Annotated in this window: 25 protein-coding genes and 2 tRNA genes; 16 read left to right on the top strand and 11 right to left on the bottom strand. The window is 72.8% G+C overall.

What is annotated here, in order from left to right:
• The first annotated feature begins 85 nt into the window (after positions 1-85).
• From serA to G8D98_RS06480, 4 genes are all read left to right on the top strand, one after another.
• Positions 86-1672: a phosphoglycerate dehydrogenase gene (gene serA / locus G8D98_RS06495; protein ID WP_166100681.1), complete on the top strand. Its 1587-nt coding sequence runs from the start codon at positions 86-88 to the stop codon at positions 1670-1672.
• A 262-nt stretch (positions 1673-1934) separates the two neighbouring features.
• Positions 1935-2030, top strand: a complete 96-nt coding sequence (locus G8D98_RS06490) for a 3-isopropylmalate dehydrogenase (RefSeq protein WP_166100678.1) — start codon at positions 1935-1937, stop codon at positions 2028-2030.
• 81 nt (positions 2031-2111) lie between these two features.
• A complete protein-coding gene (locus G8D98_RS06485; protein WP_166100675.1) occupies positions 2112-3185 on the top strand; it encodes a 3-isopropylmalate dehydrogenase in 1074 nt (357 codons plus the stop codon).
• Between the two features lie 113 nt (positions 3186-3298).
• Positions 3299-4393, top strand: a complete 1095-nt coding sequence (locus G8D98_RS06480; RefSeq protein WP_166100673.1) for a branched-chain amino acid aminotransferase — start codon at positions 3299-3301, stop codon at positions 4391-4393.
• Between the two features lie 66 nt (positions 4394-4459).
• Here G8D98_RS06480 and G8D98_RS06475 read toward each other — a convergent pair whose 3' ends face one another.
• Positions 4460-5974: an amino acid permease gene (locus G8D98_RS06475; protein WP_229661921.1), complete on the bottom strand. Its 1515-nt coding sequence runs from the start codon at positions 5972-5974 to the stop codon at positions 4460-4462.
• Positions 5975-6214: 240 nt separating this feature from the next.
• Here G8D98_RS06475 and G8D98_RS06470 point away from each other — a divergent pair, with 240 nt between their 5' ends.
• The 5 genes from G8D98_RS06470 to G8D98_RS06450 are packed head-to-tail and all read left to right on the top strand — an operon-like array spanning position 6215 to position 11297.
• A complete protein-coding gene (locus G8D98_RS06470) occupies positions 6215-6943 on the top strand; it encodes a FadR/GntR family transcriptional regulator (RefSeq protein ID WP_166100668.1) in 729 nt (242 codons plus the stop codon).
• Between the two features lie 17 nt (positions 6944-6960).
• Positions 6961-8346, top strand: a complete 1386-nt coding sequence (locus G8D98_RS06465) for a glutamine synthetase family protein (RefSeq protein WP_166100666.1) — start codon at positions 6961-6963, stop codon at positions 8344-8346.
• An 11-nt stretch (positions 8347-8357) separates the two neighbouring features.
• Positions 8358-9740, top strand: coding sequence for an aldehyde dehydrogenase family protein (locus tag G8D98_RS06460; RefSeq protein WP_166100663.1), 1383 nt, complete (start codon positions 8358-8360; stop codon positions 9738-9740).
• Between the two features lie 38 nt (positions 9741-9778).
• Entirely contained in the window at positions 9779-10546 is a 768-nt protein-coding gene (locus G8D98_RS06455; RefSeq protein WP_166100660.1) for a 3-oxoacyl-ACP reductase, read from the top strand.
• Between the two features lie 7 nt (positions 10547-10553).
• The gene (locus G8D98_RS06450) at positions 10554-11297 is read left to right on the top strand and encodes a gamma-glutamyl-gamma-aminobutyrate hydrolase family protein (RefSeq protein ID WP_166100658.1); all 744 of its coding nucleotides are present in this window, start codon (positions 10554-10556) and stop codon (positions 11295-11297) included.
• On the opposite strand, the gene G8D98_RS06445 is transcribed toward G8D98_RS06450, so the two are convergent.
• A complete protein-coding gene (locus G8D98_RS06445) occupies positions 11263-12159 on the bottom strand; it encodes a hypothetical protein (RefSeq protein ID WP_166100656.1) in 897 nt (298 codons plus the stop codon). The two genes, G8D98_RS06450 and G8D98_RS06445, sit on opposite strands and share 35 nt — an antisense overlap.
• 649 nt (positions 12160-12808) lie before the next feature.
• Here G8D98_RS06445 and cimA point away from each other — a divergent pair.
• Positions 12809-14401 (top strand): citramalate synthase, encoded by a 1593-nt coding sequence (gene cimA, locus G8D98_RS06440; RefSeq protein WP_166100653.1) that lies wholly within the window; start codon positions 12809-12811, stop codon positions 14399-14401.
• Positions 14402-14417: 16 nt separating this feature from the next.
• Here cimA and G8D98_RS06435 read toward each other — a convergent pair whose 3' ends face one another.
• The 5 genes from G8D98_RS06435 to G8D98_RS06415 all read right to left on the bottom strand — a co-directional run bounded on the left by G8D98_RS06435 (position 14418) and on the right by G8D98_RS06415 (position 20099).
• On the bottom strand, positions 14418-15737 hold the full coding sequence (locus G8D98_RS06435) for an MFS transporter (protein ID WP_166100650.1): 1320 nt from the start codon (positions 15735-15737) through the stop codon (positions 14418-14420).
• 98 nt (positions 15738-15835) lie between these two features.
• Positions 15836-17029, bottom strand: coding sequence for an ABC transporter ATP-binding protein (locus G8D98_RS06430; RefSeq protein WP_166100647.1), 1194 nt, complete (start codon positions 17027-17029; stop codon positions 15836-15838).
• A 33-nt stretch (positions 17030-17062) separates the two neighbouring features.
• Complete coding sequence (locus tag G8D98_RS06425) at positions 17063-17902, bottom strand: carbohydrate ABC transporter permease (protein ID WP_166100645.1); 840 nt, start codon at positions 17900-17902, stop codon at positions 17063-17065.
• On the bottom strand, positions 17899-18849 hold the full coding sequence (locus tag G8D98_RS06420; protein WP_275944340.1) for a carbohydrate ABC transporter permease: 951 nt from the start codon (positions 18847-18849) through the stop codon (positions 17899-17901). The genes G8D98_RS06425 and G8D98_RS06420 overlap by 4 nt, the downstream gene beginning before the upstream one ends.
• Positions 18846-20099 (bottom strand): ABC transporter substrate-binding protein, encoded by a 1254-nt coding sequence (locus G8D98_RS06415; RefSeq protein ID WP_166100642.1) that lies wholly within the window; start codon positions 20097-20099, stop codon positions 18846-18848. Before G8D98_RS06415 ends, G8D98_RS06420 begins: the two co-directional genes overlap by 4 nt.
• Positions 20100-20421: 322 nt before the next feature.
• On the opposite strand from G8D98_RS06415, the gene G8D98_RS06410 reads away from it, so the two are divergent.
• Positions 20422-21192: a fumarylacetoacetate hydrolase family protein gene (locus tag G8D98_RS06410; RefSeq protein WP_166100640.1), complete on the top strand. Its 771-nt coding sequence runs from the start codon at positions 20422-20424 to the stop codon at positions 21190-21192.
• Here G8D98_RS06410 and G8D98_RS06405 read toward each other — a convergent pair.
• Positions 21182-21622 carry a hypothetical protein gene (locus tag G8D98_RS06405; RefSeq protein ID WP_166100637.1) on the bottom strand — a complete coding sequence of 147 codons (441 nt, stop codon included), beginning with the start codon at positions 21620-21622 and terminating at the stop codon, positions 21182-21184. The two genes, G8D98_RS06410 and G8D98_RS06405, sit on opposite strands and share 11 nt — an antisense overlap.
• 65 nt (positions 21623-21687) lie before the next feature.
• Here G8D98_RS06405 and gltX point away from each other — a divergent pair, with 65 nt between their 5' ends.
• From gltX to G8D98_RS06385, 4 genes are all read left to right on the top strand, one after another.
• Positions 21688-23235 (top strand): glutamate--tRNA ligase, encoded by a 1548-nt coding sequence (gene gltX / locus G8D98_RS06400; protein WP_166100635.1) that lies wholly within the window; start codon positions 21688-21690, stop codon positions 23233-23235.
• The gene (locus tag G8D98_RS06395) at positions 23232-23999 is read left to right on the top strand and encodes an HAD family hydrolase (RefSeq protein WP_166100632.1); all 768 of its coding nucleotides are present in this window, start codon (positions 23232-23234) and stop codon (positions 23997-23999) included. The genes gltX and G8D98_RS06395 overlap by 4 nt, the downstream gene beginning before the upstream one ends.
• Positions 24000-24059: 60 nt before the next feature.
• A tRNA-Gln gene (locus G8D98_RS06390) sits at positions 24060-24134 on the top strand.
• Positions 24135-24233: 99 nt separating this feature from the next.
• A tRNA-Glu gene (locus tag G8D98_RS06385) sits at positions 24234-24306 on the top strand.
• A gap of 55 nt (positions 24307-24361) precedes the next feature.
• On the opposite strand, the gene G8D98_RS06380 is transcribed toward G8D98_RS06385, so the two are convergent.
• Positions 24362-24964: a MerR family transcriptional regulator gene (locus tag G8D98_RS06380; RefSeq protein WP_166100629.1), complete on the bottom strand. Its 603-nt coding sequence runs from the start codon at positions 24962-24964 to the stop codon at positions 24362-24364.
• A 92-nt stretch (positions 24965-25056) separates the two neighbouring features.
• On the opposite strand from G8D98_RS06380, the gene G8D98_RS06375 reads away from it, so the two are divergent.
• Positions 25057-25554, top strand: coding sequence for a monooxygenase family protein (locus G8D98_RS06375; protein WP_166100627.1), 498 nt, complete (start codon positions 25057-25059; stop codon positions 25552-25554).
• A 7-nt stretch (positions 25555-25561) separates the two neighbouring features.
• On the opposite strand, the gene G8D98_RS06370 is transcribed toward G8D98_RS06375, so the two are convergent.
• Both G8D98_RS06370 and G8D98_RS06365 read right to left on the bottom strand, forming a co-directional pair.
• Entirely contained in the window at positions 25562-25900 is a 339-nt protein-coding gene (locus tag G8D98_RS06370) for an NAD(P)-dependent oxidoreductase (RefSeq protein WP_166100624.1), read from the bottom strand.
• Positions 25901-26063: 163 nt separating this feature from the next.
• On the bottom strand, positions 26064-26807 hold the full coding sequence (locus G8D98_RS06365; RefSeq protein WP_166100622.1) for an IclR family transcriptional regulator: 744 nt from the start codon (positions 26805-26807) through the stop codon (positions 26064-26066).
• Positions 26808-26811 lie beyond the last annotated feature (4 nt).

Here is a 26811-nt window from a genome sequence, read left to right as displayed (position 1 = left end):
GCGCCTACCATGGAGTGCCGCGGCACCCCGGCCTGCCGCGTGGCCGTCGCCGGCCATCACACCGCACGGAAGAGGGACCCCGCACGTGACCAAGCCCGTCGTCCTCATCGCCGAGGAGCTCTCGCCCGCGACCATCGATGCCCTCGGCCCCGACTTCGAGGTGCGCCACACCGACGGCGCGGACCGCTCCCAGCTGCTGCCGGCGCTCGCCGACGTCGATGCCGTGCTCATCCGCTCGGCGACGAAGATGGACCCCGAGGCGATCGCCGCCGCGAAGAGCCTCAAGGTCATCGCCCGCGCCGGTGTCGGCCTGGACAACGTCGACGTCGACGCCGCGACCAAGGCCGGCGTCATGGTCGTCAACGCCCCGACCTCGAACATCACCTCCGCCGCCGAGCTCGCCGTCGGCCTGCTCCTCGCCGCGGCCCGCAACATCGCCCCGGCGAACGCGGCCCTGAAGGCCGGGGCCTGGAAGCGCAGCAAGTACGGCGGCGTCGAGCTGCTGGAGAAGAAGATCGGCATCGTCGGCTTCGGCCGGATCGGCCAGCTCGTCGCCGAGCGACTCAAGGGCTTCGGGGTCGAGATCCTCGCCTACGACCCGTACGTCTCCGTCCAGCGCGCCGGTCAGCTCGGCGCCCGGCTGGTCACCCTCGACGAGCTGCTCGCCGAGTCCGACTTCATCACCATCCACCTGCCGAAGACGCCCGAGACCCTCGGCCTCATCGGCAAGGAGGCCCTGGCCAAGGTCAAGCCCACGGTGCGCATCGTCAACGCCGCCCGCGGCGGCGTCCTCGACGAGGAGGCGCTCGCCGAGGCGATCGCCGACGGCCGGGTGGCCGGTGCCGGCCTGGACGTCTTCGCGACCGAGCCGTGCACGGACAGCCCGCTGTTCGAGCACGAGTCCGTCGTCGTCACGCCCCACCTCGGTGCCTCGACCGACGAGGCCCAGGAGAAGGCGGGGGTGGCCGTCGCCCGCTCGGTGCGGCTCGCCCTCGGGGGCGACCTCGTCCCCGACGCCGTCAACGTCTCCGGTGGTGCGGTCGCCGAGGAGGTCCGGCCCGGGATCGACCTCGTCGAGAAGCTCGGCCGGATCTTCACGGCCATCGCCGGCTCGGTGCCGGTGCAGCTCGACGTCGAGGTGCGTGGCGAGATCACCGCCCACGACGTCTCGGTCTGGGAGCTGTCGGCGCTCAAGGGGCTCTTCACCGACGTCACCGAGGACCCGGTCACCTACGTCAACGCGCCGCTGCTCGCCGCCGAGCGCGGGTGCGAGTCGCGCCTGGTCACCGACGCCACCTCCGAGGAGTTCCGCAACGTCACGACCCTGCACGGCACGCTCGCCGACGGCAGCAGCGTGTCGGTCTCGGGCACCCTGACCGGGCCGAAGATGGTCCAGAAGGTCATCGGCGTCAACGGCTACGACCTCGAGGTCCCGCTGAGCAGCAACATGGCCTTCTTCTCCTACGTCGACCGCCCCGGCGTCATCGGTGCCCTGGGTCGGCTGCTCGGGGACGCCGACGTGAACATCGCCGCGATGCAGGTCTCGCGCAACGACGACACCGGCTCGGCGCTCGTCGCGCTCACCGTCGACAGCCCCATCCCGGACGAGGTCGTCGCGGCGATCGGGGCCGAGATCGGGGCCGACACGGTACGCACCGTCGAGCTCGGCTGAGGCCCGGCGCCCCTGCGGCGCACTCGGCCGCCCGTCGGCGGTCCGCATCCTGGGAAGCCGCTCGCGGAAAGATGGACGTCCTACTATCGTCGCTGGCATGACGCGGCGCGTGGTACTCCTCATTCCCGGCCGCGGCGAGGTCCGGTAGTCAGCACCCTCGCCGCGGAGACCCCGCGACGTCGCTGACCGCTCGCCGGCAGCTGCCGGCTCGAGCGCCGAGCCATCCCCGGACGCGGCCACCGGCCGCGGAATGCGAGAGACCATGAACACCGAGACGACGACCGACGAGGCGACCCTGGCCCGCCAGGCCCTCCAGGAGTCGATGGACCTGCGCGACCAGGGCCACAGTGACGACTGAGCGGTCCGCGAGCGACGGCCGTCCCATCCACGGGATGGGACGGCCGTCCGCATCCCGGAACGGCTCTCTAGGGTGGGGGTCATGACGGACACCGCAGCCGGCGCCGCCCCGGCGACGCTCGACCTCGCCGTCATCGCCGGCGACGGCATCGGACCCGAGGTCGTCGCCGAGGGGCTCAAGGTGCTCGAGGCCGCCCTCGGGTCGGCCGGGCCGAAGGTCACGACGACCGAGTACGACCTCGGTGCGCGGCGCTGGCACGCGACGGGGGAGACCCTGCCGGAGTCCGTCCTCGCCGAGGTCTCGGCGCACGACGCCATCCTCCTCGGGGCGATCGGCGACCCCAGCGTCCCGAGCGGGGTCCTCGAGCGCGGGGTGCTGCTGCCGCTGCGCTTCGCGCTCGAGCACTACGTCAACCTCCGCCCGGCCCGCCTCTACCCGGGCGTGGAGTCACCGCTGGCCGTCGAGCGGGTCGCCCCCCAGGGCATCGACTTCCTCGTCGTCCGGGAGGGCACCGAGGGGCCGTACGTCGGCAACGGTGGCGCACTGCGCACCGGCACCCCGCACGAGGTCGCCACCGAGGTGAGCGTCAACACCCGCTTCGGGGTCGAGCGGGTCGTCCGCGACGCCTTCGCCCGCGCCCAGGCCCGCCCCCGTCGGCACCTGACGCTCGTGCACAAGCACAACGTGCTCACCCACGCCGGCCACCTGTGGCGACGCACCGTCGAGGAGGTCGCCGCGGACTTCCCCGACGTCGAGACCGCCTACCAGCACGTCGACGCCGCGACGATCTTCCTCGCGACCGACCCCGGGCGCTTCGACGTCGTCGTCACCGACAACCTCTTCGGTGACATCATCACCGACATCGCGGCCGCCATCGCCGGTGGCATCGGGCTGGCGGCGAGCGGGAACATCAACCCCGAGCGACGCTTCCCGAGCATGTTCGAGCCGGTGCACGGCTCGGCCCCGGACATCGCCGGAACGGGCGCGGCCGACCCGACGGCGACCGTGCTGTCGGTGGCGATGCTGCTGGCCCACGTCGGGCTCGGCGAGGCCGCCGAGCGAGTAGAGCAGGCGGTGGCCGCCGACCTCGCCGAGCGCGGGAGCTCCCCCCGCTCCACGAGCGCCGTCGGCGACGCCATCGCCGCCCGCGTCTGACCCGGCCGACCCCCGCTCGGCCGTGGGTTCCTCCCACCCCACCCGTCCGAGCCCGGGCGGGTAGCCTGCTCGGGCAGCGTCGCCGCCTCCCGAGGAAAGGACCGAGACCTCCCATGAGCCTGACCTTCGACCTCCAGCGCCGGCCCGACCCCACGAGCGACGAGCGACGCACCGAGATCCTCGCCGACCCGGGGTTCGGCGTGCACTTCACCGACCACATGGCCACCGCCACGTGGACCCGCGACGCCGGCTGGCACGACGCCCGGGTCCATGCCTACGGCCCGGTGAGCCTCATGCCGAGCGCCGCCGTCCTGCACTACGCCCAGGAGGTCTTCGAGGGGCTGAAGGCCTACCGCCACGAGGACGGCTCGGTGTGGTCCTTCCGCCCGGAGGCCAACGCCGAGCGGATGCAGCGCAGCGCGCGCCGGCTCGCGCTGCCCGAGCTCGCGACCGAGGACTTCCTCGCCTCGCTCGAGGCCCTCGTGCAGGTCGACCAGGCGTGGGTCCCGGCCGCCGGCACCGGGGAGACCAGCCTCTACCTGCGCCCCTTCATGTACGCCTCCGAGGCGTTCCTCGGGGTGCGCCCCGCGGCCGAGGTGACCTACTCGGTCATCGCCTCGCCCGCGGGCGCCTACTTCGCCGGCGGGCTGCAGCCGGTCACCCTGTGGGTCTCGGAGCACTACGCCCGGGCCGGGGCCGGCGGGACCGGCGCGGCCAAGACCGGGGGGAACTACGCCTCCTCGCTCGCCGGACAGCTCGAGGGCATCGAGCACGGCTGCGACCAGGCCGTCTTCCTGGACTCGGCGACGCACACCTACATCGAGGAGCTCGGGGGGATGAACCTGTTCTTCGTCACCGACGACGGCCGGCTCGTGACCCCCGAGCTCACCGGCACCATCCTCGAGGGCGTCACCCGAGGCTCCATCCTCGAGCTGGCCAAGGACCTCGGTCTCACCCCGCAGGAGCGGCGCATCGAGATCGCCGAGTGGAAGGACGGCGTGCGCGACGGGAGCATCCGCGAGGTCTTCGCGTGCGGGACCGCCGCCGTCGTCACCCCTGTCGGGGCGCTGCGCTGGGAGGGTGGCGAGGCACCGTCGACGGCCGGTGAGCAGGGGGGCGAGGTCACCCGCTCGCTGCGCGCCGCCCTGCTCGACCTGCAGTACGGCCGGGCCGAGGACACCCACGGCTGGCTGACGCGCCTGGCCTGAGGGCCGGCCGGGCGACCGGCCCGGGTGACGCCGGAGCGCCACGCCGGGCCGGGCCGCCCGCGCGGGTCAGGGGGCGTCGTGCGCGTCGGCCTCGCGGTCGGTGACGTCGTACCCCTCGGTCTCGGGGTGGGCGCCGTGCAGGCCGCCGGAGGTCGCGTACTCCTCCTCGGGGGAGTACACGAGGTGGTGGCGACCGCGGATGGCGAAGTACGCCAGGCCGACCGCGAAGAAGGCGGCGACCCCGAGGACGACCGCCCGGTAGTCGGGGTTGAACGGCAGGATGACCAGGGTGCCGGCGGCGATGACCGCCGCGACCACCGCACCGCCGACCCCGACCGGGCTGCGGTAGGGCCGCTCGGCGTTGGGGAACTTCCGGCGGAGCATGACGAACGAGACCATCTGGAGCACGTAGGCGATGACCGCGCCGAACACCGCGATGTTGAGCAGCTCGCCGGCGACCGCGACGGTGGCGTCGTAGGAGCTCTCGCCCGGCTCGTTGCGCACCAGGGTGAGCAGGACCACGAGCAGGACGCCGATGGCGGCGCCGGTGACGAGGGCGAGGTAGGGGACCTTGCGGGACCCGGTGAGCGAGAGGGCCTGCGGGTAGTAGCCCGCCCGCGAGAGCGAGTACAGGTTGCGGCCCGCGGCGAACATGATCCCCTGGAAGGAGGCGACGAGCCCCGCAAGGGCGAAGAGCGCGAGGAGAGAGGCGATGTTGCTGTCGGGGAAGATCGCGCGGAACCCCTCGAGGATCGGCTCGCCGCTGCCGGAGATCTTCTCCGCTCCGACGACCCCCGGGTTGAGCACGAGGACGACGAAGGCCGTCGCGAGCAGGGTGAACATCCCCATGAGCGAGCCACGCGGGATGTCCTGGGCGGGGGTGTGGGTCTCCTCGGCGGCCAGGGGCAGCTCCTCGATCCCGAGGAAGAACCAGATGGCGAAGGGCAGCGCGGCGAGCACGCCGCCCGCCCCGAGCGGGAGGAAGCCGCCCCCGCCGACGTCCCAGAGGTTGTCCCAGGAGAACGTGCCCGAGGTCAGGGCGAGGACCGCGAAGAGCGCCAGCACCCCGAGCGAGACGATGGCGATGACGACGGCGAACTTGAACGAGGCCTCCGCGCCGGCCGAGTTCAGGCCGACGAAGATGATGTAGAAGATGACCACCCACAGCCACAGCGGCAGGGAGAGGCCGAAGAGGTCGTCGGTGATGCTGTCGGCGTAGGTTCCGGCGAACACCCCGACCACGGCGGTGGTGATGACGTACTCGATGGACTCCGCGAGGCCCGTGACGAAGCCGCCCCACGGGCCCATCGCCGAGCGGGCGAAGGAGTACGCACCGCCGGTGTGCGGCATGGCGGCGGACATCTCGGCGATCGAGTAGATCATCAGCAGGTACATCAGGCCGATGACGACGGTCGCGAGGAGCATCCCGCCCCATCCCGCCTCGCCGATGCCCAGGTTCCAGCCGGAGAAGTCACCGGAGATGACCGCGGCGACACCGAGTGCCCACAGCGACCACGCACCGGCGTGCCGGGTGAGCCCGCGCTTGTCGAAGTAGTCGGCCTCGGCCGTGGCGTAGGTCACGCTCGACCTGCGGCGGGGGCTAGAGCCCGTGGAGTTCTGCGACACGCTGGCCGTCCTCTCGTCGGTGCTCCGGCCGGCGCGACCGAGGCCCGGGGTGGGGGTGCGCACGTGGTGCGCGACGGGACCGAACGCACGGGAGGCTAGCCCCGGCGCGCACGGGGCGTCCAGAGCCTGCGTGTAAAAAAGGTGTGAACGAGCACCATTTGACAGCGGTGGCGTCCGCGCCGGAGACTCACGGCCATGACCGCGCAGCCCCACCTGCACCTCGTCGAACAGGTGCTGCGCCCGAGCCGGGGGACCAACGTCTTCGAGTCCACCGTCGAGCAGCTGGTCACCGCGATCCGCCTCGGTGTCTTCGTCGACGGCGACCAGCTGCCCCCCGAGCGCGAGCTCGCCGAGCGCCTCGGCGTGGCCCGCAACACGCTGCGCGAGGCCATCGCCGCGCTGCGCGACGCCGGCCTGGTCCGCACCCGCCGCGGTCGCGGCGGGGGGACCGTCGTCACCTACCACGGGCCGGCGGTCGCCCCCGAGGACGGCCCGGCCCCTCGGGTCGGGACCGCGCTCGTCGACGCGCTCGACTTCCGCCGCGTCGTCGAGCCCGGAGCCGCCCGGCTGGCCGCCCTGCAGCCGCTGGCCGGCGAGCAGCGCGCCTGGCTCGTCGCCGCCGCCCGGCAGGTCCGCGACGCCGAGGGCGACAGTGCGCACCGGCTCGCCGACAGCCGCTTCCACCTCGCCCTCGCCTCCGCCTCGGGCTCACCGATGCTCATCGAGGCGGTGACCCGGGCGCAGGCCGCGCTCGGGGAGCTGCTCGAGGCGATCCCGGTGCTGCGCACCAACATCCAGCACTCGCACGACCAGCACGACGCGGTCCTCGACGCCGTCCTCGCCGGAGCGGCCGACGAGGCGCGGGCCGCGATGGAAGAGCACTGCGACGCGACGTCCGCGCTGTTGCGCGGCTTCATCGGATGACCGGGAGGACGAGGACCATGCCGAGCTCGATCCACGCCGGGGGCCCGCCCCCGTACACCCTCGAACAGCTGCGCGTCGAGACCGCCAGCGGCGACGTCGACACCGTCATCGTCGCGTTCACCGACATGCAGGGCCGGCTGACGGGCAAGCGGCTGCACGCCCAGTTCTTCCTCGACCACGTCCTCGAGCACGGCACCGAGGGCTGCAACTACCTGCTGGCCGTCGACGTCGAGATGAACACCGTCGAGGGGTACGCCATCTCCTCGTGGGAACGCGGCTACGGCGACTTCGAGTTCGTCCTCGACCTCGAGACGCTGCGGCGCACCCCCGGTCAGCCGGGGTCGGTGACCATCCAGTGCGACCTGCAGTGGCTCGACGGCAGTGGCCCGGTGCGCCAGAGCCCGCGCGCCATGCTCCACAGCCAGGTCGAGCGGGCCGCCGAGCGCGGCTGGCAGGCGGTGTCGGGCACCGAGCTGGAGTTCATCCTCTTCGAGAACAGCTTCGAGGACGCCTGGGACCGCCGCTACCAGGGCCTGACCGGCGCCAACCGGTACAACGTCGACTACTCCATCCTCGGCGGCACCAAGGTCGAGCCGGTGCTGCGCGAGATCCGCAACGAGATGTACCGCGCCGGCTGCACCGTCGAGGGGGCCAAGGGCGAGTGCAACCTCGGCCAGCACGAGATCGCCTTCCTCTACGACGACGTCGTCCGCACGTGCGACAACCACGTCGTCTACAAGACCGCGGCCAAGGAGATCGCGGCCCGCCACGGGATGTCGATGACCTTCATGGCCAAGTACGACGAACGCGAGGGCAACTCCTGCCACATCCACCTCTCGCTGCGTGGCACCGACGGACGGCTCGTGTTCGCCGACGACTCCCGACCGGGGGGCCAGAGCGAGCTCTTCGACCACTTCCTCGCCGGTGTGCAGTCGACCCTTCGCGAGCTGTCGTACTTCTACGCACCGAACATCAACTCCTACAAGCGGTTCCAGCCGGGGTCGTTCGCACCGACGGCCGTGGCTTGGGGCAGGGACAACCGCACCTGCGCCCTGCGGGTCGTCGGCCACGGCGCGGGGCTGCGGATGGAGAACCGGGTGCCCGGAGGTGACGTCAACCCCTACCTCGCGATCGCCGCGATGCTCGCCGGGGGGCTGCACGGCATCGAGCACGAGCTGCCCCTGGACGACCCGCTCGAGGGGAACGCCTACACCGCCGACGTCGACCACGTCCCGACGAGCCTGGCCGAGGCCCGTGAGCTGCTCGCCGGCAGCGAGGTCGCCCGCGCGGCCTTCGGCGACGAGGTCGTCGAGCACTACGTCAACGCCGCGGACGTCGAGATCGCCGCCTACAGCGCCGCCGTCACGGACTGGGAGCGGGTCCGCGGCTTCGAGAGGATGTGAGCACGCCCCCGATGAGCACCACCCACGAGGTCATCGACCCGGCGACCGAGCGTGTCGTGACACGCGTCGAGCTGGCCGGTCTCGAGGAGACCGACGCCGCCGTCGCCCGGGCCGTCGCTGCCGGCCCGGCCTGGCGTGCGGTCGCGCCCGCCGACCGGGCCCGGCTGCTGCGCCGCTTCGCGGACGTCGTCGAGGAGCACCGCGAGGAGCTCGCCCGGCTCGAGGTGGCCAACGCCGGCCACCCGATCGGCAACGCGCGCTGGGAGGCCGGGAACGTCGTCGACGTCCTGCGGTACTACAGCGCCGCCCCGGAGCGGCTCTTCGGCCGGCAGATCCCCGTCGCGGGCGGGCTCGACGTGACGTTCAAGGAACCGCTCGGCGTCGTCGGCATCATCGTGCCGTGGAACTTCCCGATGCCGATCATGGGCTGGGGGATGGCTCCCGCCCTCGCCGCCGGGAACACCGTCGTGCTCAAGCCCGCCGAGCTCACGCCGCTGACCGCGATGCGGATCGGCGAGCTCGCCCTCGAGGCGGGCATCCCCGAGGGCGTGCTCACCGTACTGCCCGGGAAGGGCTCGGTCGTCGGGGAGCGGTTCGTCACCCACCCGGACGTGCGCAAGGTCGTCTTCACCGGCTCGACCGCCGTCGGCCAGCGCGTGCTGCGCGGGTCGGCGGACCACCTCAAGCGGGTGACCCTCGAGCTCGGGGGGAAGTCGGCGAACATCGTCTTCGCCGACGCGGACCTCGACGCCGCCGCGGCGGCCGCGCCGATGAGCTTCCTCGACAACGCCGGCCAGGACTGCTGCGCCCGGACCCGGATCCTCGTGCAGCGCAGCGTCCTCGACGCGTTCATGGAGCGCTTCGAGGTCGCCGTCAAGGGCGTCGTCGTCGGTGACCCGGGCGACGAGGCCAGCCAGATGGGCCCGCTGGTCAGCGCCGGCCAGCGCGAGACGGTGCGCGGGTACGTCGAGGGCACGGGCGAGGCCCCGCCCGTCGAGGTCGCCTTCCGCGGGACCGCTCCCGACGGTGCCGGCTGGTGGTACCCCCCGACGGTCGTGCTGCCCGGAGGGACCGGTGACCGGGTCTGGCGCGAGGAGGTCTTCGGCCCGGTGGTCGCCGTCCTGCCCTTCGAGGACGAGGCGGAGGCCGTGTCCATGGCCAACGACACCGAGTACGGGCTCTCGGGCTCGATCTGGAGCCGGGACGTCGGCCGCGCGCTGCGGGTCGCCCGGGGCGTGGAGGCCGGCAACCTCTCGGTGAACAGCCACTCCTCGGTGCGCTACTCCACGCCCTTCGGGGGGTTCAAGGCCAGTGGGCTCGGCCGCGAGCTCGGCCCGGACGCCCTCGACGCCTTCACCGAGGTCAAGAACGTCTTCATCGCCACCGAGGGCTGAGCGTCCGCCCTCGCCCCTTCACACCCCAGGAGAGAACCATGTCAGGCAGGCTCGCGGGCAAGGTCGCCGTCGTCACCGGCGGCTGCTCGGGCATCGGCCTCGCGACCGTGCGGCGCTTCGCCGAGGAGGGTGCCACCGTCGTCGTGGCCGACCTCGCCGACGCCGAGGGCGAGCGGCTCGCCGCGGAGGTCGGTGGCAGCTACGTGCACTGCGACGTCGCGGTCAAGGACGACGTCGACGCCCTGTTCGCCACCGCCGTCGAGCGGCACGGCCGGGTGGACATCGCCTTCAACAACGCCGGGATCAGCCCGCCCGAGGACGACTCCATCCTCGAGACCGACCTCGAGGCGTGGCGGCGGGTGCACGAGGTCAACCTCACCTCGGTCTACCTGTGCTGCAAGGCGGTCATCCCGATCATGCTCGAGCAGGGCGGCGGGTCGATCGTCAACACCGCGAGCTTCGTCGCCGTCATGGGCGCTGCCACCTCGCAGATCGCCTACTCCGCCTCCAAGGGCGGGGTGCTGTCGATGACCCGCGAGCTCGGCGTGCAGTTCGCCCGCCAGGGCATCCGGGTCAACGCCCTGTGCCCCGGGCCGGTCAACACTCCGCTGCTGCAGGAGCTGTTCGCCTCCGACCCAGAGCGCGCCGCCCGCCGGCTCGTGCACGTCCCCATGGGGCGCTTCGGCGAGCCGGAGGAGATGGCCAACGCGGTCCTCTTCCTCGCCTCCGACGAGTCGAGCTTCATGACCGCCTCGACCTTCCTCGTCGACGGCGGCATCTCCGGCGCCTACGTCACGCCGGTGTGATGCCGCGGTGAGCCGCCCGAGGCCGCTGGTCGGCATCACGAGCTACGTCGAGGAGGTCGACCGCGCCCCCTGGGTCGGCCAGCGCAGCGTCGTGCTGCCCTACCGGTACGTGGCCCAGGTCGAGGCGGCCGGGGGCGTGGCCGTCGTGCTGCCGCCGCGCCCGGACGTCGACGAGGCGATGGCCCGTGCCGTCCTGGAGCGGGTCGACGCCCTCGTCGTCGGTGGCGGCGCCGACGTCGCGCCCGCGCTGTACGGGGCCGACCCCCATCCGAGCTCTCAGGACGCGCGCCCGGACAGGGACCGCTGGGAGAGCGCGCTCGTGCGGGCCGCGGAGGAGGGCGACCTGCCGATGCTCGGGATCTGCCGGGGCATGCAGGTCATGGCGGTGGCCGCCGGTGGGCGGCTCGAGCAGCACGTCCCGGACCGGGTCGGGCACGAGGGGCACTCCCCGACGCCGGGCCGGTACGCGGTACACGCCGTCGAGCCGGCCCCGGGCACCGTGCTGGCCGGCATCGTCGGCGCTGGAGCGCTCGACGTGCCGACCTACCACCACCAGGCCGTCGTGCCGGAGTCGCTCGCGGGGACCGGCTGGCGTGCGGCCGCGTGGCACGAGGACGGGACCCTCGAGGCGATGGAGTCGCCGTCGGGGCGCTTCCGGCTCGCCGTCCAGTGGCACGCGGAGGAGGCCGAGGGCGCCGAGCTGTTCGCGGCGCTGGTCACCGCCGCCGCGGCCTCTGCCGTGCGGCTCTGACGCGGGGGCGGCGGGCACCGGCCGAGCCCGTGCGGGCGACCTCGGGCCAGCGCAGGCGGCCAGCGGGGCGGTGGCGCAGGCCGGAGCTCCACGACATCCCCCGCTCCTCGAGGGCGGCCCGCAGCTCGTCGCGCCGGCGTGCGGACCGGGCGAGCTCGCCGGAGACCCGGCGGGGGTCGTCGGAGCCGGTGTGCGGGAGCCCGGCCGCGGCCAGCGCGCCGAGGACCTCGCGCTGGGGGAGGAGGCGACGGCCGGTTCCGGGCAGCCCGAGCACGCCGGCCCGCGCGGCGTAGACGTGGTAGCGGGTGGGGCGCAGCCCGCCGCCGAGCAGGAGAGGGTAGTCCGTCGCCGACAGCTCGACGCGCACGTAGCCCGGCTCGGTCGCGTCGACCGCCGCGAGCTGGTCGTCGTCGAGCAGCTGGAGCACGACCGGGGTCCGGGCCCGGGCGCGGTGCACCGGTGCCGCCGGGAGGTAGCCACCGCGCGAGACGTAGGCGGTGTGCCCGACACCGAGATGGCGCACGACTCCGGTGAGCAGCGGGACGACGCAGCCGACGCCGCGTCCGGTGAGTTTGTGCCGCAGAACGGCCACGGCGGCGTTGGAGCCGACGGCGAGCACCGGGGTGCGGTCCGCGAGCGGTGCGGCGCCGAGCCGGCGCAGGGTGCGTTCCACGGTCTCGGCTCCCGGGCCGAGAGGTAGCTCGCACCGCACGCAGCCGCCCGAGCGGGCCGCCGCGAGCGAGCGGGTGTGGCGCGGACGCACGGTGTGGTCGCAGTCGCCGACCAGGAGCCGCGGCCCCGGCACGGGCGTCCCGGGGTAGGCGAGCGGTGCGCGGCTGAGGTCGCCGCCGTGGTCGTCCATCGTGCTCCCGGGGTCGGTGCGCTCGCCCCAGGGTAGGCCGCCCGTCGAGCTCGGCGCGGCCCGGCGGTCGTGCCTGGACCTGTCGATGTCGGCATGGGTGGCAGAGGTCTCCCGGTGGAGCGTGGATCGTCCGTGGGCGGCGAGCTCGCTGGGGGGAGGCGAGGTCGCTGGTTCATGGTGCTGTGGCGCCATGGTCGAGCGAGTCGGCCGTGGGCTGTCGATGTCGGCATGGACGGGAGAGGTCTTCCGGCGGCCGGGGGTCACGATGTGGACGGCGGCTGGAGCCGGAGGCGGGCGCGTGGGATGCTTCGCGCGTGACGTTCCGTGACGCGGCGACGACCGCGATCATCATCGTGTAGCGCGACGAGGACCCTCCTCGCCGCGCAGACCTCCCACACCCGGGGGGTCTTTTTGTTGGGACGGGGCGTCACCGCCGGATGGTGACGGCCGGCCCGGCGGCACGGGTCGCCCCACCCACCCCCCGTGGGCGGCCCGGCGAGGCGCTGGACGACGATGGCGACGGACGGCACGCGTCGACGCCCCGGCCCACCCGGGCCGGGGCACGAACGCCGCGACGTCGGCCCGCCGGGAGCCCGGCGGCCGCCGGCACGGCACGCCGGCTCGCCGGCACGACCTGCGGATGGAGCAGATGAGCGACCTGCACGTGTACGACACGACGCTGCGCGACGGCGCCCAGCAGGAGGGGCTCAACCTCTCCGTGGCCGACAAGCTCGCGATCGCCGGGCATCTCGACGAGCTGGGGGTCGGCTACATCGAGGGCGGCTGGCCCGGGGCCAACCCCAAGGACACCGAGTTCTTCGCCCGGGCGGCGCGCGAGCTGGACCTGCGGCACGCCACGCTCGCCGCGTTCGGCGCCACCCGGCGCGCCGGCGGTCGGGCGGCCACCGACCCGCTCGTCCAGGCGCTCCTGGACAGCCAGGCGCAGGTCGTCACCCTCGTCGCGAAGTCGCACACCGGCCACGTCGAGCGAGCGCTGCGCACGACCCTCGCCGAGAACCTCGAGATGGTCCGGGACACCGTCTCCTTCCTCACCGGCGAGGGCCGGCGCGTCTTCCTCGACGCCGAGCACTTCTTCGACGGCTACCGCAGCGACCGCGCCTACGCCCTCGAGGTCGTCCGGGCGGCTGTGGAGTCCGGGGCCGAGGTCGTCGCCCTGTGCGACACCAACGGGGGGTTCCTCCCCGGCGAGGTGGGCGAGGTCGTCGACGACGTCGTGCGCACCACGGGGGCTCGGGTGGGCATCCACTGCCACAACGACACCGGCTGTGCGGTGGCCAACTCGATGGCCGCCGTCGACGCCGGCGCCACGCACGTCCAGGGAACCGTCAACGGCTACGGCGAGCGGACCGGCAACGCCGACCTGCTCACCCTCGTCGCCAACCTCCAGCTCAAGCAGGGCCGCGAGCTGCTCGAGCCGCACCGGCTCCAGGACGCGACGCGGATCGCGCACGCCATCGCCGAGGTCACCAACGTGCCCGCCTACTCCCGTCAGCCGTACGTCGGCTCGAGCGCGTTCGCGCACAAGGCGGGGCTGCACGCGAGCGCCATCAAGGTCGACCCCGACCTCTACCAGCACCTGGACCCCAAGCACGTCGGCAACGACATGCGGATGCTCGTCTCGGACATGGCCGGCCGGGCGTCGATCGAGCTGAAGTCGCGCGAGCTCGGCTTCCCCCTCGATGCGAGCGACGAGACCGACGCGGCCACCTTGCGGCGGGTGCTCGCCACCGTCAAGGAGAAGGAGCTGCGGGGGTACACCTTCGACGCGGCCGACGCCAGCTTCGAGCTGCTCCTGCGCCGCGAGCTCGAGGGCTCCCTGCCGGACTTCTTCGCCGTCGAGTCCTGGCGGGTCATCACCGACGCGCGGGGGGCGGGCGAGGCGCTGTCCGAGGCCACGGTCAAGGTGCGCACGGCGGGGGAGCGGCGGGTCGAGACCGGCGAGGGCAACGGCCCGGTCAACGCCCTCGACCATGCCCTGCGCACAGCCATCGCGGCCACCTACCCGGAGATCGCCGGCCTCGAGCTCATCGACTACAAGGTGCGCATCCTCGATGCCGCGCACGGCACCGACGCCGTGACCCGGGTCCTCATCGAGACCTCCGACGGCACGACGTCGTGGACGACGATCGGCGTGGCCCCGAACATCCTCGAGGCGAGCTGGGACGCCCTCGTGGAGTCGGTGACCTACGGCCTCGTCCGCGCCGGCGTCACGCCGCGTTGAGCCGGCGCCGGCGCCCTCACCGGACCCCGAAGGTCCGCCGCGCCACGGCGACGGTCGTGAACGAGAGCGCCGCGATGACGACGAAGTAGATGCTCGGTGAGGTCTTCGAGCCGGTCGTCTCGATGAGGAAGGTGAAGATGGCGCCGGTGAACCCCCCGAAGACGAGCACGCCGAGGTTGTAGCCGACACTCATCCCCGTGCCGCGGACGTTGGTCGGGAACAGCTCCGCGTACAGGCCGGGCAGGGGGCCGAAGTAGGCCGCCATGAGCGCCCCGAAGACGACCTGGACGACGGTCAGCACGGCGACGCTCGGCACGGCCACGACGAGCTGGAACAGCGGCCAGGCCGCGACGGCGGCGGCCGCGGCGGCGACGAGCATGACCCGGCCGGGCCCGACGTGGTCGGCGAGCCGCCCGATGAAGGGGGTGCCGGCCAGGGTGACCACCCCGGCGATGAACCCGCCGAGGAACCCGGCGTAGTCCGGAAGGCCGAGGCTCTTCACCGCGAAGGTCGGCATGTAGAGGATGAGGTAGACCGACAGGGAGGCCAGGGCCACCGCCCCGGCGGCGGTGAGCAGCCGCGTCAGGTGCGTCGTCACGGCCGCGCCGAGCGGCGAGGACTCCTTCTCGGCGGCCCGGAACTCCTCGGTCTCGTCCATCCGGCGCCGGATGTAGAAGCCGACCGGGCCGATGAGCATCCCGACGACGAAGGGCACCCGCCACCCCCACGAGTACAGGGCGTCGTGGGAGAGCAGCGTGGTCAGGGCGAAGCCGAAGCCCGAGGCGAGCAGGAGCGCACCCCCCTGGGTGGCGACCTGCCAGCTGCCGTAGAAGGCCTTGCGGTGCGGTGCTGTCTCGACGAGGAAGGTTGTCGCCGAACCGAACTCGCCTCCCGCCGAGAATCCCTGGACCAGGCGTGAGACGAGCAGCCACGTCCCGGCCGCCACCGGACCGACCACGGCCGCGGTGGGCGCGAGCGCCATGAGGCCCGTGCCGGCCATCATGAGCAGGATCGTCAGCGACAGCGCCCGTCGGCGGCCCACCCGGTCGGCCCAGCTGCCGAGGACCATGGCGCCCACCGGGCGCACGAGGTAGGACACGGCGAAGGTCAAGAAGGTGAACATCAGCGCCGCGAACCCCGAGACGTCGGGGAAGAACAGCTCGCTGATGACGACGGCGAAGCTCGAGTACACGATGATGTCGAACCACTCGAGGGCGTTGCCCACCGAGGAGGCGATGACGGCCTTGCGCGCCTGCCGCAGCGCCTGCGGCGAGGGAGCGGCGGCCGTGGGGTCGACGCGCGCGGCGCCGGCGGTCGTGGGGTCGCTCGATGACATCCCCCGACCCTGTCACCACCGGCCCCTCAGCGGGGCCAGCGGTGCGCGGTCGTTGGCGGCGCGGCCCCGCAGGACGCCGCGCCTCGCGAAGGACCTGCTCAGGCCTCGACGGCCTGCGTGGTCTCGGCGGTCTCGGCGGTGAGGTTGCGCCCGGTGCCGATGTCGAAGACGTGCATCTTGGCGGTGTCGACCCACAGCGTGGCCTCCTGGCCGGGGCGCACCCGGGCGGCGGCGTCCAGCCGCGCGGTGACCGTCGTCCCGTCGCCGTGCATGTCCTGGCCGGTGTCCTTGGCCAGGTCCTCGAGGTCGCCGGAGCGGGCCTGGTCGCCGGTCACCGTGAAGTAGGCGTAGACGTCCGAGCCCATCGACTCGACGATGTCGAGGGGGACCTGCACGGTCGCGCCGGGCTTGTCGCCGGCGATCGAGGCGTCCTCGAAGTGCTCGGGCCGCAGCCCGATGATCACCTGCTTCTCGGAGGACTCCGCGACGGCGGCTCGCACCGCGTCCGGCATGGTCAGCGTGCCGAGGCCGCTCTCGAGACGGTCGCCCTCGATCGTCGCCGGCAGGAAGTTCATCGACGGGCTGCCGATGAAGCCGCCGACGAAGAGGTTGCGTGGGTGCTCGTACAGCTCGGTGGGCGTGCCGACCTGCTGCACGACGCCACCGCGCATGACGACGACGCGGTCCCCGAGGGTCATCGCCTCGGTCTGGTCGTGGGTGACGTAGACGGTCGTCGTCCCGAGCGACTTCTGGATGCGCGCCACCTGGGTGCGCATCTGCACCCGCAGCTTGGCGTCGAGGTTGGACAGCGGCTCGTCCATGAGGAAGGCCTTCGGGCTGCGGACGATGGCCCGCCCCATGGCCACCCGCTGACGCTGCCCGCCGGAGAGGTTCGCCGGCTTGCGCTCCAGGTGCTGGGTCAGCTCGAGCATCTCGGCGGCCTCGTCGACCTTGGTCTTGATCGTCTCCTTGTCCACCCGCGCCAGGACGAGCGGGAAGGCCATGTTCTCGAACACCGTCATGTGGGGGTAGAGCGCGTAGGACTGGAACACCATGGCGATGTCGCGGTCCTTGGGCGCCTTGTCGTTGACGACCTCGCCGTCGATGCGCAGCTCCCCGCGGGTGATGTCCTCGAGCCCGGCGATCATGTTGAGGGTGGTCGACTTCCCGCAGCCGGAGGGCCCGACGAGGATGATGAACTCGCCGTCGGCGATCTCCAGGCTGAAGTCGTCGACGGCGAGCGAGCCGTCGGGGTAGCGCTTGACCACGTGGTCGAGGACGATCTCTGCCATGGGGGTTCCGCTCCTTGTCCGGGTCCGGGGCCGTCAGCCCTTGACCGCTCCCGAGGTCAGCCCGGCGACGATGCGTCGCTGGAAGAACAGCACGAACAGCACGATGGGGATGGTGATGACGACCGCCGCCGCGGCGATGGCCGCCGTCGGCTTCTCGAAGGTCGTCGCCCCGGTGAAGTAGGACATCGCCGCGGGCACCGTGCGGGCGGCGTTGGTCGAGGTGAGCGAGATCGCGAAGAGGAAGTCGTTCCAGCAGGCGATGAACACGAGGATGGCCGTCGTGAACACGCCGGGCAGGGCCAGCGGGGCGATGACCCGGCGGAAGGCCTGGTACGGGGTCGCGCCGTCCATCTGGGCCGCCTTCTCCAGCTCCCAGGGGATCTCGCGGAAGAACGCCGAGAGGGTGTAGATGCCCAGCGGCAGCGCGAAGGTGATGTACGGCAGGATCAGCCCCGGCCAGGTGTCGAAGATCCCGATCGCCGTCTCGATCTTGAACAGCGGTGTCACCAGGGCGATCTGGGGGAACATCGAGATGAGCAGCGAGGTCGCGACGATGGCCCGCTTGCCCGGGAACTCCAGACGGGCGATCGCGTAGGCCGCCATCGTCGCGAGCACGAGGGCGACGGCCGTGGCGATGACGCAGATACCGATGGAGTTGACCAGGGCCCGCAGGAAGTCGCTGTTGCCGAAGATCTGCGAGTAGGCCTCGCCCGTCGGGTTCATCGGCAGGTAGCTGCCGTCGTTGAGGGTGTCGTCGCCCTTGAGCGAGAGCGAGATGATCCACACGACGGGGACGAAGGCGTAGAGCAGGACGACGGCGTTGACCACGCCCCACCCGATGCGGCGCTGCGGGGTGACGGTGACGGCGCTCATCGCTTCTCGCTCCCTCCGGGGGCCGCGGCCCCGAACAACCGCACGAACACGAACGCGATGATCGCGGTCGTGATGAAGATGAGGACGGCCATCGTCGAGCCGATGCCGAGGCTGAGGCCCTTGATGAGGTTGTTGTAGGCCAGCATCGAGACCGAGGAGGTGCCGTTGGCCCCGTTGGTCAGGACGAAGATGTTGTCGAAGATCCGGAACGCGTCCAGGGTGCGGAAGAGCAGCGCGACGAGGATCGAGGGCTTGATCAGCGGGACGGTCACCCGCCAGAAGCGCTGCCAGGCCGAGGCTCCGTCCATCGAGGCCGCCTTGAGCAGGTCCTCGGGGACGAGGGCGAGCCCGGCCATGAGCAGCAGGGCCATGAACGGCACCGTCTTCCACACCTCGGCGAGGATGATGATCCAGATCGAGGGCCAGCGGTCGGTGAGCGGTGCCGAGTCGCCGGCGAGCCAGCCGATGCCCTGGGTCCACGCGAACCGCCAGGAGAACGCGGCGACGACGGTGACGATGGCGTACGGCACGAGGGCCGAGGTGCGCACGAGGCCGCGGCCGATCAGCGTGCGGTGCATGACGAGGGCCAGCAGCATGCCGAGCACGAGCTCGGCCGCCGCCCCGATGACCGTGATGAACATCGTGATGCCGAAGGCCTGCCACCAGATCGGGCTGCTGAGGACGGTGACGTAGTTGGACAGCCCGACGAACTCGTTCTCGTCCGGGGTGCGCAGGTCGGCCCTGAACAGCGAGAGCCACAGCGCGTAGAGGATGGGGTAGGCCGCGACGGCGAGCATGACGACCACGGCCGGCGCGCACAGCATCAGGCCGAGTCGACGCTCCGCGCGGCGCCCCTCGCTGGCGCGCTGGCGCGCGATCGCGACGGCCTCGTCGTCCTGCTCGAGCGGGTCGACGGCGTCGGTGGGAGGTGGGGCGACGGTGCTCACGGCAGGATCCCCTTTCCGTCGATCGCGTCCTGGATGGAGCTCTCGAGCTTCTCGGCGGTCTGTTCGGGCCGGATGCCGGAGGGGGGTGAGAGCGTCGTCGAGACGATCGTCGAGATGTTCTGGTACAGCGGGGTCACCGGTCGCGGGACGGCGGTCTCGAGCTCGTCGAGCATCACCTGGTACATCGGGTAGGCCTTCTGGAACTCGCCGTCCTCGTAGACGCTGCGGGCGACCGGTGGGTTGCCGGCCTCGAGCGCGGTCTGCAGCTGGTGCTCGGGGGAGCGCAGGCACATCGCGGCGTCGTAGGCCTCGTCGGGGTGCTTGCTGTAGCTGCTGATGGCGTAGTTCATCCCGCCGAGCGTCGCCCGGGACTCCTTGCCGTCGGCGAACTCCGGCAGCCGGGCGAAGCCGAGGTCCTTGGCGATCTCGGGATCGGCCTCACGCATCGAGGACAGCACGTAGGGCCAGTTGATCGCGAAGGCGGCCTCGCCGTTCTGCAGCTGGGCGAAGACCTCCGGCTCCTGGCTGTTGGACAGCGACGCCGAGGCGACCCCGCTGTCGGCGAGCTGCTCGAGGATCGTCAGCGCCTGGACCGTGGCGTCGTCGACGGTGACCTGGGTGCTGTCGTCGTTGACGAGCGTGCCGCCGAGGGAGGACAGCACGGTGTTGAACCCGACGACGTACCCCTCGTACTGCGCGCCGGTGAACGCGACGACGTAGGGCTTGCCCTCGGACTTCAGCTGCTTGGCGCGCTCGATGACGCCGTCCCAGGTGGTCGGCGGGTCCGGGACGAGCGACTTGCGGTACCAGAGGAGCTGGACGTTGGTGTGCTTGGGGATGCCGTAGAGCTTGTCGTCCCACATCGCCGTCTGGATCGGCGGGTCGAGGGTGTCCTCGGTGGCGGCGGTCGCCTGCTCACCGGTGATCTCGCGGATCCAGCCGGCCTCGGCGAACTCGGCGGTCCACGTGACGTCCATCCCGAGCAGGTCCAGGCTGTCGTCGTGGGCGGCGAGCCGGCGCACGAACTGCTCGCGCTGGCCGTCGGCGTCGCTCGGGAGGAGGTTGCCGACGATGCGGTAGCGGCCGTCGGCCTCCTTGTTGCACGCGGCGATGATCTTGTCGAAGCCGACGTCCGAGGCCCCACCGTAGAGGTTGACGACCGGGACCCCGCCGTCGTCGCTGCCGCAGGCCGCGAGCGCGGCCACCGAGACAGCGGCCACCCCCAGCCCGGTGAGCTGCCTCAGCCGCATGCGCCACTCCCTCCGTTGGAAGTCCCGACGGCCCGGCCAGGCCACGCCGTCGCCCGTGACGCTAGCCCCGAGGCCCGGCCGCCGCAAGGGGCCCCGCTGCCCAGCGCCGCAGGTCAGGGGCGTGAGGACCGTCGCGCGCCACCCCGTACCCCCGCCGCCGGAAGACCTCTCCCTCCCGCGGCTGTTCCGCTGAGCCATGCCGATTTCGCCCATCCCTGGCGTCATAGAGCCAGGGGGCAGCGAGGTCAGCAGGGGTCAGCGACATCGGCAGGGCTCGGAGAGGTCTTCCGGCGGTGGGGTGGGGGGACCGTAGGCTCGGGGCATGCGTATCGCGAGGTTCACCACCGGGGACGACCCGGCGTACGGGTTGGTCGACGGAGCGGGGGAGAAGCTCGCCGAGGTGAGCGGCGACCCGCTCTACCAGCGGATCGAGCTGACGGGCGCGACCCACCGGATCGAGGACGTCCGCCTCCTCGCGCCGGTCATCCCGCGCAGCAAGGTCATCGGCATCGGGAAGAACTACGCCGACCACGCCGCCGAGATGGGCGGTGACGTGCCGGCGGAGCCGTTGATGTTCCTCGTGCCGAACACCGCCGTCGTCGGTCCGGGCGACCCGGTCGTGCTGCCTCCGCAGAGCGCCGAGGTGCACTACGAGGGAGAGCTGGCCGTCGTCATCGGGCGGATGTGCAAGGACCTCGAGCCCGAGGACGCCCTCGGCGTGGTCTTCGGGTACACGTGCGCGAACGACGTGACCGCCCGTGACCTGCAGCGCTCGGACGGCCAGTGGGCCCGGGCCAAGGGGTTCGACACCTTCTGCCCGCTGGGGCCGTGGGTCGAGACCGACCTCGACGCCTCCGCGCTCGCGGTGCGCACCCGCCTCGACGGTGAGCTCGTCCAGGACGGCACGACGGCCGACATGGTCCACGGCGTCGCCGCGCTCGTCGCGTACGCCTCGAGGGCGTTCACGCTGCTGCCGGGGGACGTCATCCTCACCGGGACGCCGGCCGGCGTCGGCCCGGTCGTCGCCGGGCAGCGGGTCGAGGTCGAGGTCGAGGGGATCGGCACCCTGGCCAACCCGTTCGTCAGTCCGTGACCCGCCGCGGCCGGTGGCGCCGCCCGAGCACCAGCGTCGCGAGGCCGATCCCGGCGTAGAGCGGGTCGAGGACGCTCGTCTCGCGCAGCACGGCCGCCTCGACCCCGATCCACGCCACGAGCAGCGACCCGGCGGCCACCGCGATCGAGGCCGCGCGGCGTCGCCCGGTCCACGTGTCCCACGCGAGCAGGCCGTAGGGCACGCCGACGACCGCCGTCAGCGCCGCGGCACCGAGCACGGGGCTGTGCAGCGGCAGCCGCTCGGTGAGGTGGGCGAGGTAGGGGTCGGTGCCCGTGGCGAGCCCGACCGCCCCGGCGAGGGCCGATGCCGACACCGCTCCTGCGCCGACCGCCGCCCAGCGCTGCGCGGCGGCGGGGGCCGGGGCGACCCCCGTCTCGTCGGCGGTGCGCGCCGCCCGCGACCCGGGCACGGCTCCATGCTAGGCGGTGGTCGGGCACCGGTCCGTGCGCTCCACCTCACTACGCTGGCCCCATCATGAGCGAGCAGACCCCCGCACCCACCCCGGCCGCCGACCTCCCCGGGCCGGTCCGCCTGCGCGTCGCCCCGTCGCCGACCGGCGACCCGCACGTCGGCACGGCCTACATGTCCCTGTTCAACCTCGCCTTCGCCCGTCAGCAGGGGGGCCGGTTCATCCTGCGGATCGAGGACACCGACCGCGCCCGCTTCCGGGAGGACTCCGAACAGCAGGTGTTCGACACCCTGCGCTGGCTGGGCCTGACGTGGGACGAGGGCCCGGACGTCGGGGGGCCGTGCGCCCCCTACCGCCAGAGCGAGCGGCTGACCACCTACCGCCCCTACGTCGAGCGCCTGCTCGCCGAGGGCCACGCCTACCGCTGCTGGTGCACCCCGGAGCGGCTGGCCGAGATGCGCGCCGAGCAGCAGCGGCTCAAGCAGCCCACCGGCTACGACCGGATGTGCCTCGGCCGGACCGAGGAGGAGCGTCGCGCGCTGCCGGGTTTCTCCGAGCACCCCGTCGTGCGGATGCTCGTGCCCGACGACGTCGAGCTCGGCTTCGAGGACCTCATCCGGGGCCACCTCACCGCGCCGCGCCCCGACGACCAGGTCATCCTCAAGGCCGACGGCTTCCCGACCTACCACCTCGCCGTCGTCGTCGACGACCACGAGATGGGCATCACCCACGTCGTGCGCGGTGAGGAGTGGATCAGCTCCACCCCCAAGCACGTCCTGCTCTACCGGTGGCTCGGGCTGGAGCCCCCGGCGTTCGCCCACATGCCCCTGCTGCGCAACGAGAACAAGTCCAAGATCAGCAAGCGCAAGAACCCCGAGGCCCGCCTCACGTGGTTCGAGGAGGAGGGCTACCTGCCGGAGGCGCTCGTGAACTTCCTCGGGCTGCTGGCCTACCCGCCGGCCCAGGACGCCGAGGGCAACGACGTCGAGGTCTTCTCCTTCGCCGACTTCGTCGACCGGTTCGACTGGCGCGAGGTCAACCCCGTGGGGCCGATCTTCGACCTCAAGAAGCTCGACTGGCTCAACGGCGTGCACATCCGCGGTCTCGACCTGCCCGACCTGACCGCACGCCTGCTGCCCTACCTGCAGCGCGACGGCGTCCTCGGCGCCGACCCCTCGCTCGGCGAGCTCGCGCGCCTCGAGCAGGTCACGGCCCTCATCCAGACGCGGATCGCCCACCTCACCGAGGCGAGCGACCTCGTCGCGCCGTTCTACGTCGCCGACGACGCCGTCGAGGTGGCCGAGGACGCCCGCGCCCAGCTCACCGACGACGCGGCGCGCGTGCTCGACGCAGCGTACGCCGCCCTCGAGGCGGTCCCCGACGAGCACGGCGGCGTCCTCGGGTCGGAGGCGACCTTCCGGGCTCCCGAGCTGGAGGCGGCACTGCGCGCCGCGCTCGTCGACGGCCTCGGCCTCAAGCCGCGGCTCGCCTTCGGCCCGGTGCGCACGGCGCTGTCCGGGCGACGGGTCAGCCCGCCGCTGTTCGAGTCGATGGAGATCCTCGGCAAGGCCTCGACCCTGACGCGGCTCGCCACGCTGCGCGCGACGCTGTGAGCGGCGACCCGGGCGTGGCCGCCGTCCTCCTCGACGCCGACGACACCCTCTACGACACCCGGGCCGCGATGCACGCCGCGGGTGCGGCCGCCGCGTCCCGGCTCTGGCCGCAGGCCGACCCCGAGCGGCTCGCCCACGCCGGGGAGCACTTCCGCTCCGATCCCGAGGGTCACTTCACCGCCTACGCCCGTGGGGAGATCGAGTTCGAGGAGATGCGCCGAGCGCGGGTGGCCGAGCTCGCGGCCTGGCTCGACCAGGCGGGGGAGGACTGGTGGGACGCCTTCGAGGAGGTCTACGAACCGGCCTTCGTCGAGGGGCTGGCGGCCTTCGACGACGTCCGCGCGACGGTCGTCGGCCTGCGCTCGGCCGGTCTCGCCGTGGGTGTCCTCACGAACTCCTCGGGTGACTACACCCGGGTGAAGATGGAAGCGAGCGGGCTCGAGGGGCTCTTCGACGTCGTGTGCAGCCGGGATACGCTCGGCTTCGGCAAGCCCGACCCGAGGGCGTTCCACGAGGCCTGCCGCCGGCTCGGTACCGAGCCCGCGGCGACGCTCTACGTCGGCGACCAGCTGGCCACCGACCCGCTGGCGGCCGACGACGCGGGTCTGCGCGCGGCCTGGCTCGTGCGCGCGGGCGTGCCCGACGAACGCTCCCGGCGCCTCGTGGAGTCGCGGTCCGTGCCGGTCATCGCGGGCTTGGACGCGATCGCCGGGCTGCTCGAGAGGAGCGACGGGCGATTTGGGCCCGGGGAGGGCGGCCGGTAGTATCGCCACTCGGTTCGCCGCGCGCCGGCCCCTCGGGGAGAGGTCGCACGGTATACCCCATGGGGTATGGTGTAATTGGCAACACAGGTGATTCTGGTTCACCCGTTCTAGGTTCGAGTCCTGGTACCCCAGCCATCGCCCCGGTCCTCACCGGTGCGATTTCGGAGAATCCCGTCCGTTCGGTAAGGTTCTCTCTCGTTGTCCGGGCCTGCCACGGCGGCCCGGTCGGCACCCGGCCCCGTTGTGTAGTGGCCTAGCACGCCGCCCTCTCAAGGCGGTAGCGCGGGTTCGAATCCCGTCGGGGCTACCCGGCCGAAGGCCCGGTCCACCAGGACCGGGCCTTCGTCATCTCCGCCTGTGGCTCAGGCGCGTTCGGTGCTCACCACCTGTTGGGCCACCCGCCGCAGCGCGGCCAGGACGGGGTCGACGAGGACGGTGCCGACGACGACGGTCCGCAGCGCGTCCGCCGGCGACGCGGCTGCCAGCGCGAGGCCCACGTCGACCTCGGCCACGTGGCGCATGGCCGCCGCGTACCGCCGCAGGGTGGTGGGGGTGATGGGCACACCGGCCGCCCGCGCCGCGTCGACGGCCTCGCCGAGACCCGCGGCGAACGCCGCGTCGGCGGGGACCGGCCAGCCGAGGTCTGCGAAGAGCCCGGTCACCTCCTCGCCCGCCGGGGTCCCCGTGCGCGCCCCGGGAAGGACGTCGTGTGCCGCGCCGAGCAGCTCGTGGCGCGAGGGCGGCGGGGCCTCGAGGGCGGCGACGATCACCCGCAGGTCGGCCACGCTGATGCCGCCGTGCTCGGCGAGCACCCGCAGCAGCCGGACGCGCTCGACGTGGCCCTCGTCGTACTCGGCAGACGTACGGCTCGTCGCCCGGCCGGGGTGTAGGACCCGTTCGCGCAGGTAGAACTTCAGGGTGGGGACCGGGACGCCGGTCCGGGTCGCGAGCTCGGAGATGCGCACAGGGCTCCTCGGTCAGGGTCTTGACACCGGATAGTCCAACTCTCCACGATAGTGGCACCAGGTAGCCAAACTATCCAGTCGGGAGCCCGCCCATGGACCGCGTCACCCACGCGTACGACGGGCCCCTCACCGTCTTCCTCATCGGGCTGCGCGTCCACCGGCCGTGGCACCTGCGCCTCGTCCGGCAGGCGGGCGGGGCGATGACCCGGATGCTCACCGAGCTCGAGCGCAACCGGGCGGCGGCCGGGCGGGGGCAGGCCGAGCACCTGGGCTACCTCGGAAGCCGTACGACCGTCCACCTCATGGGCGCGACGACGATCCAGTGGTGGCGCAGCACCGAGGAGCTCTACGCCTACGCCGCCTCCGGCGAACACGCCCACCGCCCGGCATGGACCGAGTTCTACCGGCTGGCGGCTCGCTCACCGGGCGCGGTGACGATCTGGCACGAGACCTACGAGGTCTCCACCCGCGGTCCCGAGAGCGTCTACGTCGGGCCCAAGCCCTTCGGCCTGGCCGCGGTCGCCGGGAGCGTGCCCGTGCGCCGGCGCGGCGAGAGTGCCCGCGAGCGGCTGGGGTCGCGGCTCTCCTGAGGGACGCTCAGGCGACCGACGGGCGGACGGCGGCGGCGAGAGCGCAGACGTGGGCGTCGCGCTGGGCGTCGCCGGTCGCGGCGTGCACGAGCCACGCCGTGCGCAGGTCCTCGAGCGTCGGCCACCGGTTCTCCCAGGTCACGAGATGCTCGGCGAGCAGGTCGAAGACGTCGTCGCACAGCGTGGGCGCGAAGACGATGACCGGGGTTCGCGCCCGGGTCAGCGCGGCGGCCCGCCGCGCCGCGACCGCTCCGCCCCCCACGACGAGCGCGCAGCGGTCCGGGCGGGGGAAGGCGAGCAGGCGGGTGCGGTCCCGGGCGATCCGCCGGGCGGTCGTCGGTGTCACGGGCCCTCCTGCTCCTCGTCGGTGGGCTCAGGGTGGACCCGCGATGTTGCCGCCGCAGGCGCGCCGTGTGACATCCGTGTTGCTGCCGGGCCCGGCACGCCTCGGCCGACACCGGAGCGGCGACCCGGGGGCGCGTCGCGCGAGGCCCCGGCGCGGCGGTCGCTCAGACCGTGTTCTGGGCCTCCTGCTGGGCGGCGTGCCGCGCGAGGACCTCGGTGAGCTTGTTGGCCCCGGCCATCACCGTCGCGGCGTGCAGCCGTCCGGGCTGGCGGGAGAGCCGCTCGATGGGGCCGGAGATCGACACGGCGGCGATGACCCGCCCCGACGGCGAGCGCACCGGCGCCGAGACCGACGCCACGCCCGGCTCGCGCTCGCCGATGCTCTGGGACCAGCCGCGACGACGCACACCGGAGAGGGTGGTCGCCGAGAACGCGGCGCCCTGCAGCCCCCGGTGCAGCCGGTCCGGCTCCTCCCAGGCGAGGAGCACCTGGGCCGCGGAGCCGGCCCGCATCGACAGGGTCGCTCCCACGGGGATCGAGTCGCGCAGCCCGACCGGACGCTCGGCGGCCGAGACGCACACCCGGTAGTCGCCCTGGCGGCGGAAGAGCTGTGCGGACTCGTTCGTGTGGTCGCGCAGCGCCCCGAGGACCGGCCCGGCGGCCGCGAGCAGGCGGTCCTCGCCGGCGGCGGCGGCGAGCTCGCCGAGCCGGGGGCCGAGGACGAAGCGCCCCTGGAGGTCGCGGGTGACCAGCCGGTGGTGCTCGAGCGCGACGGCGAGCCGGTGGGCCGTCGGGCGGGCCAGGCCGGTGGCCGTGACGAGCTGGGCGAGCGTCGACGGGCCGGCCTCGAGCGCGGACAGGACGATGGCCGCCTTGTCGAGCACGCCGACCCCACTGCTGTTGTCCATGTCT

The organism is Phycicoccus endophyticus, from assembly GCF_011326735.1.
Taxonomy (GTDB): domain Bacteria; phylum Actinomycetota; class Actinomycetes; order Actinomycetales; family Dermatophilaceae; genus Phycicoccus; species Phycicoccus endophyticus.
The sequence above is the reverse complement of the archived record's forward strand: the minus strand, read 5'-3'. Positions and strand labels throughout refer to the sequence as shown.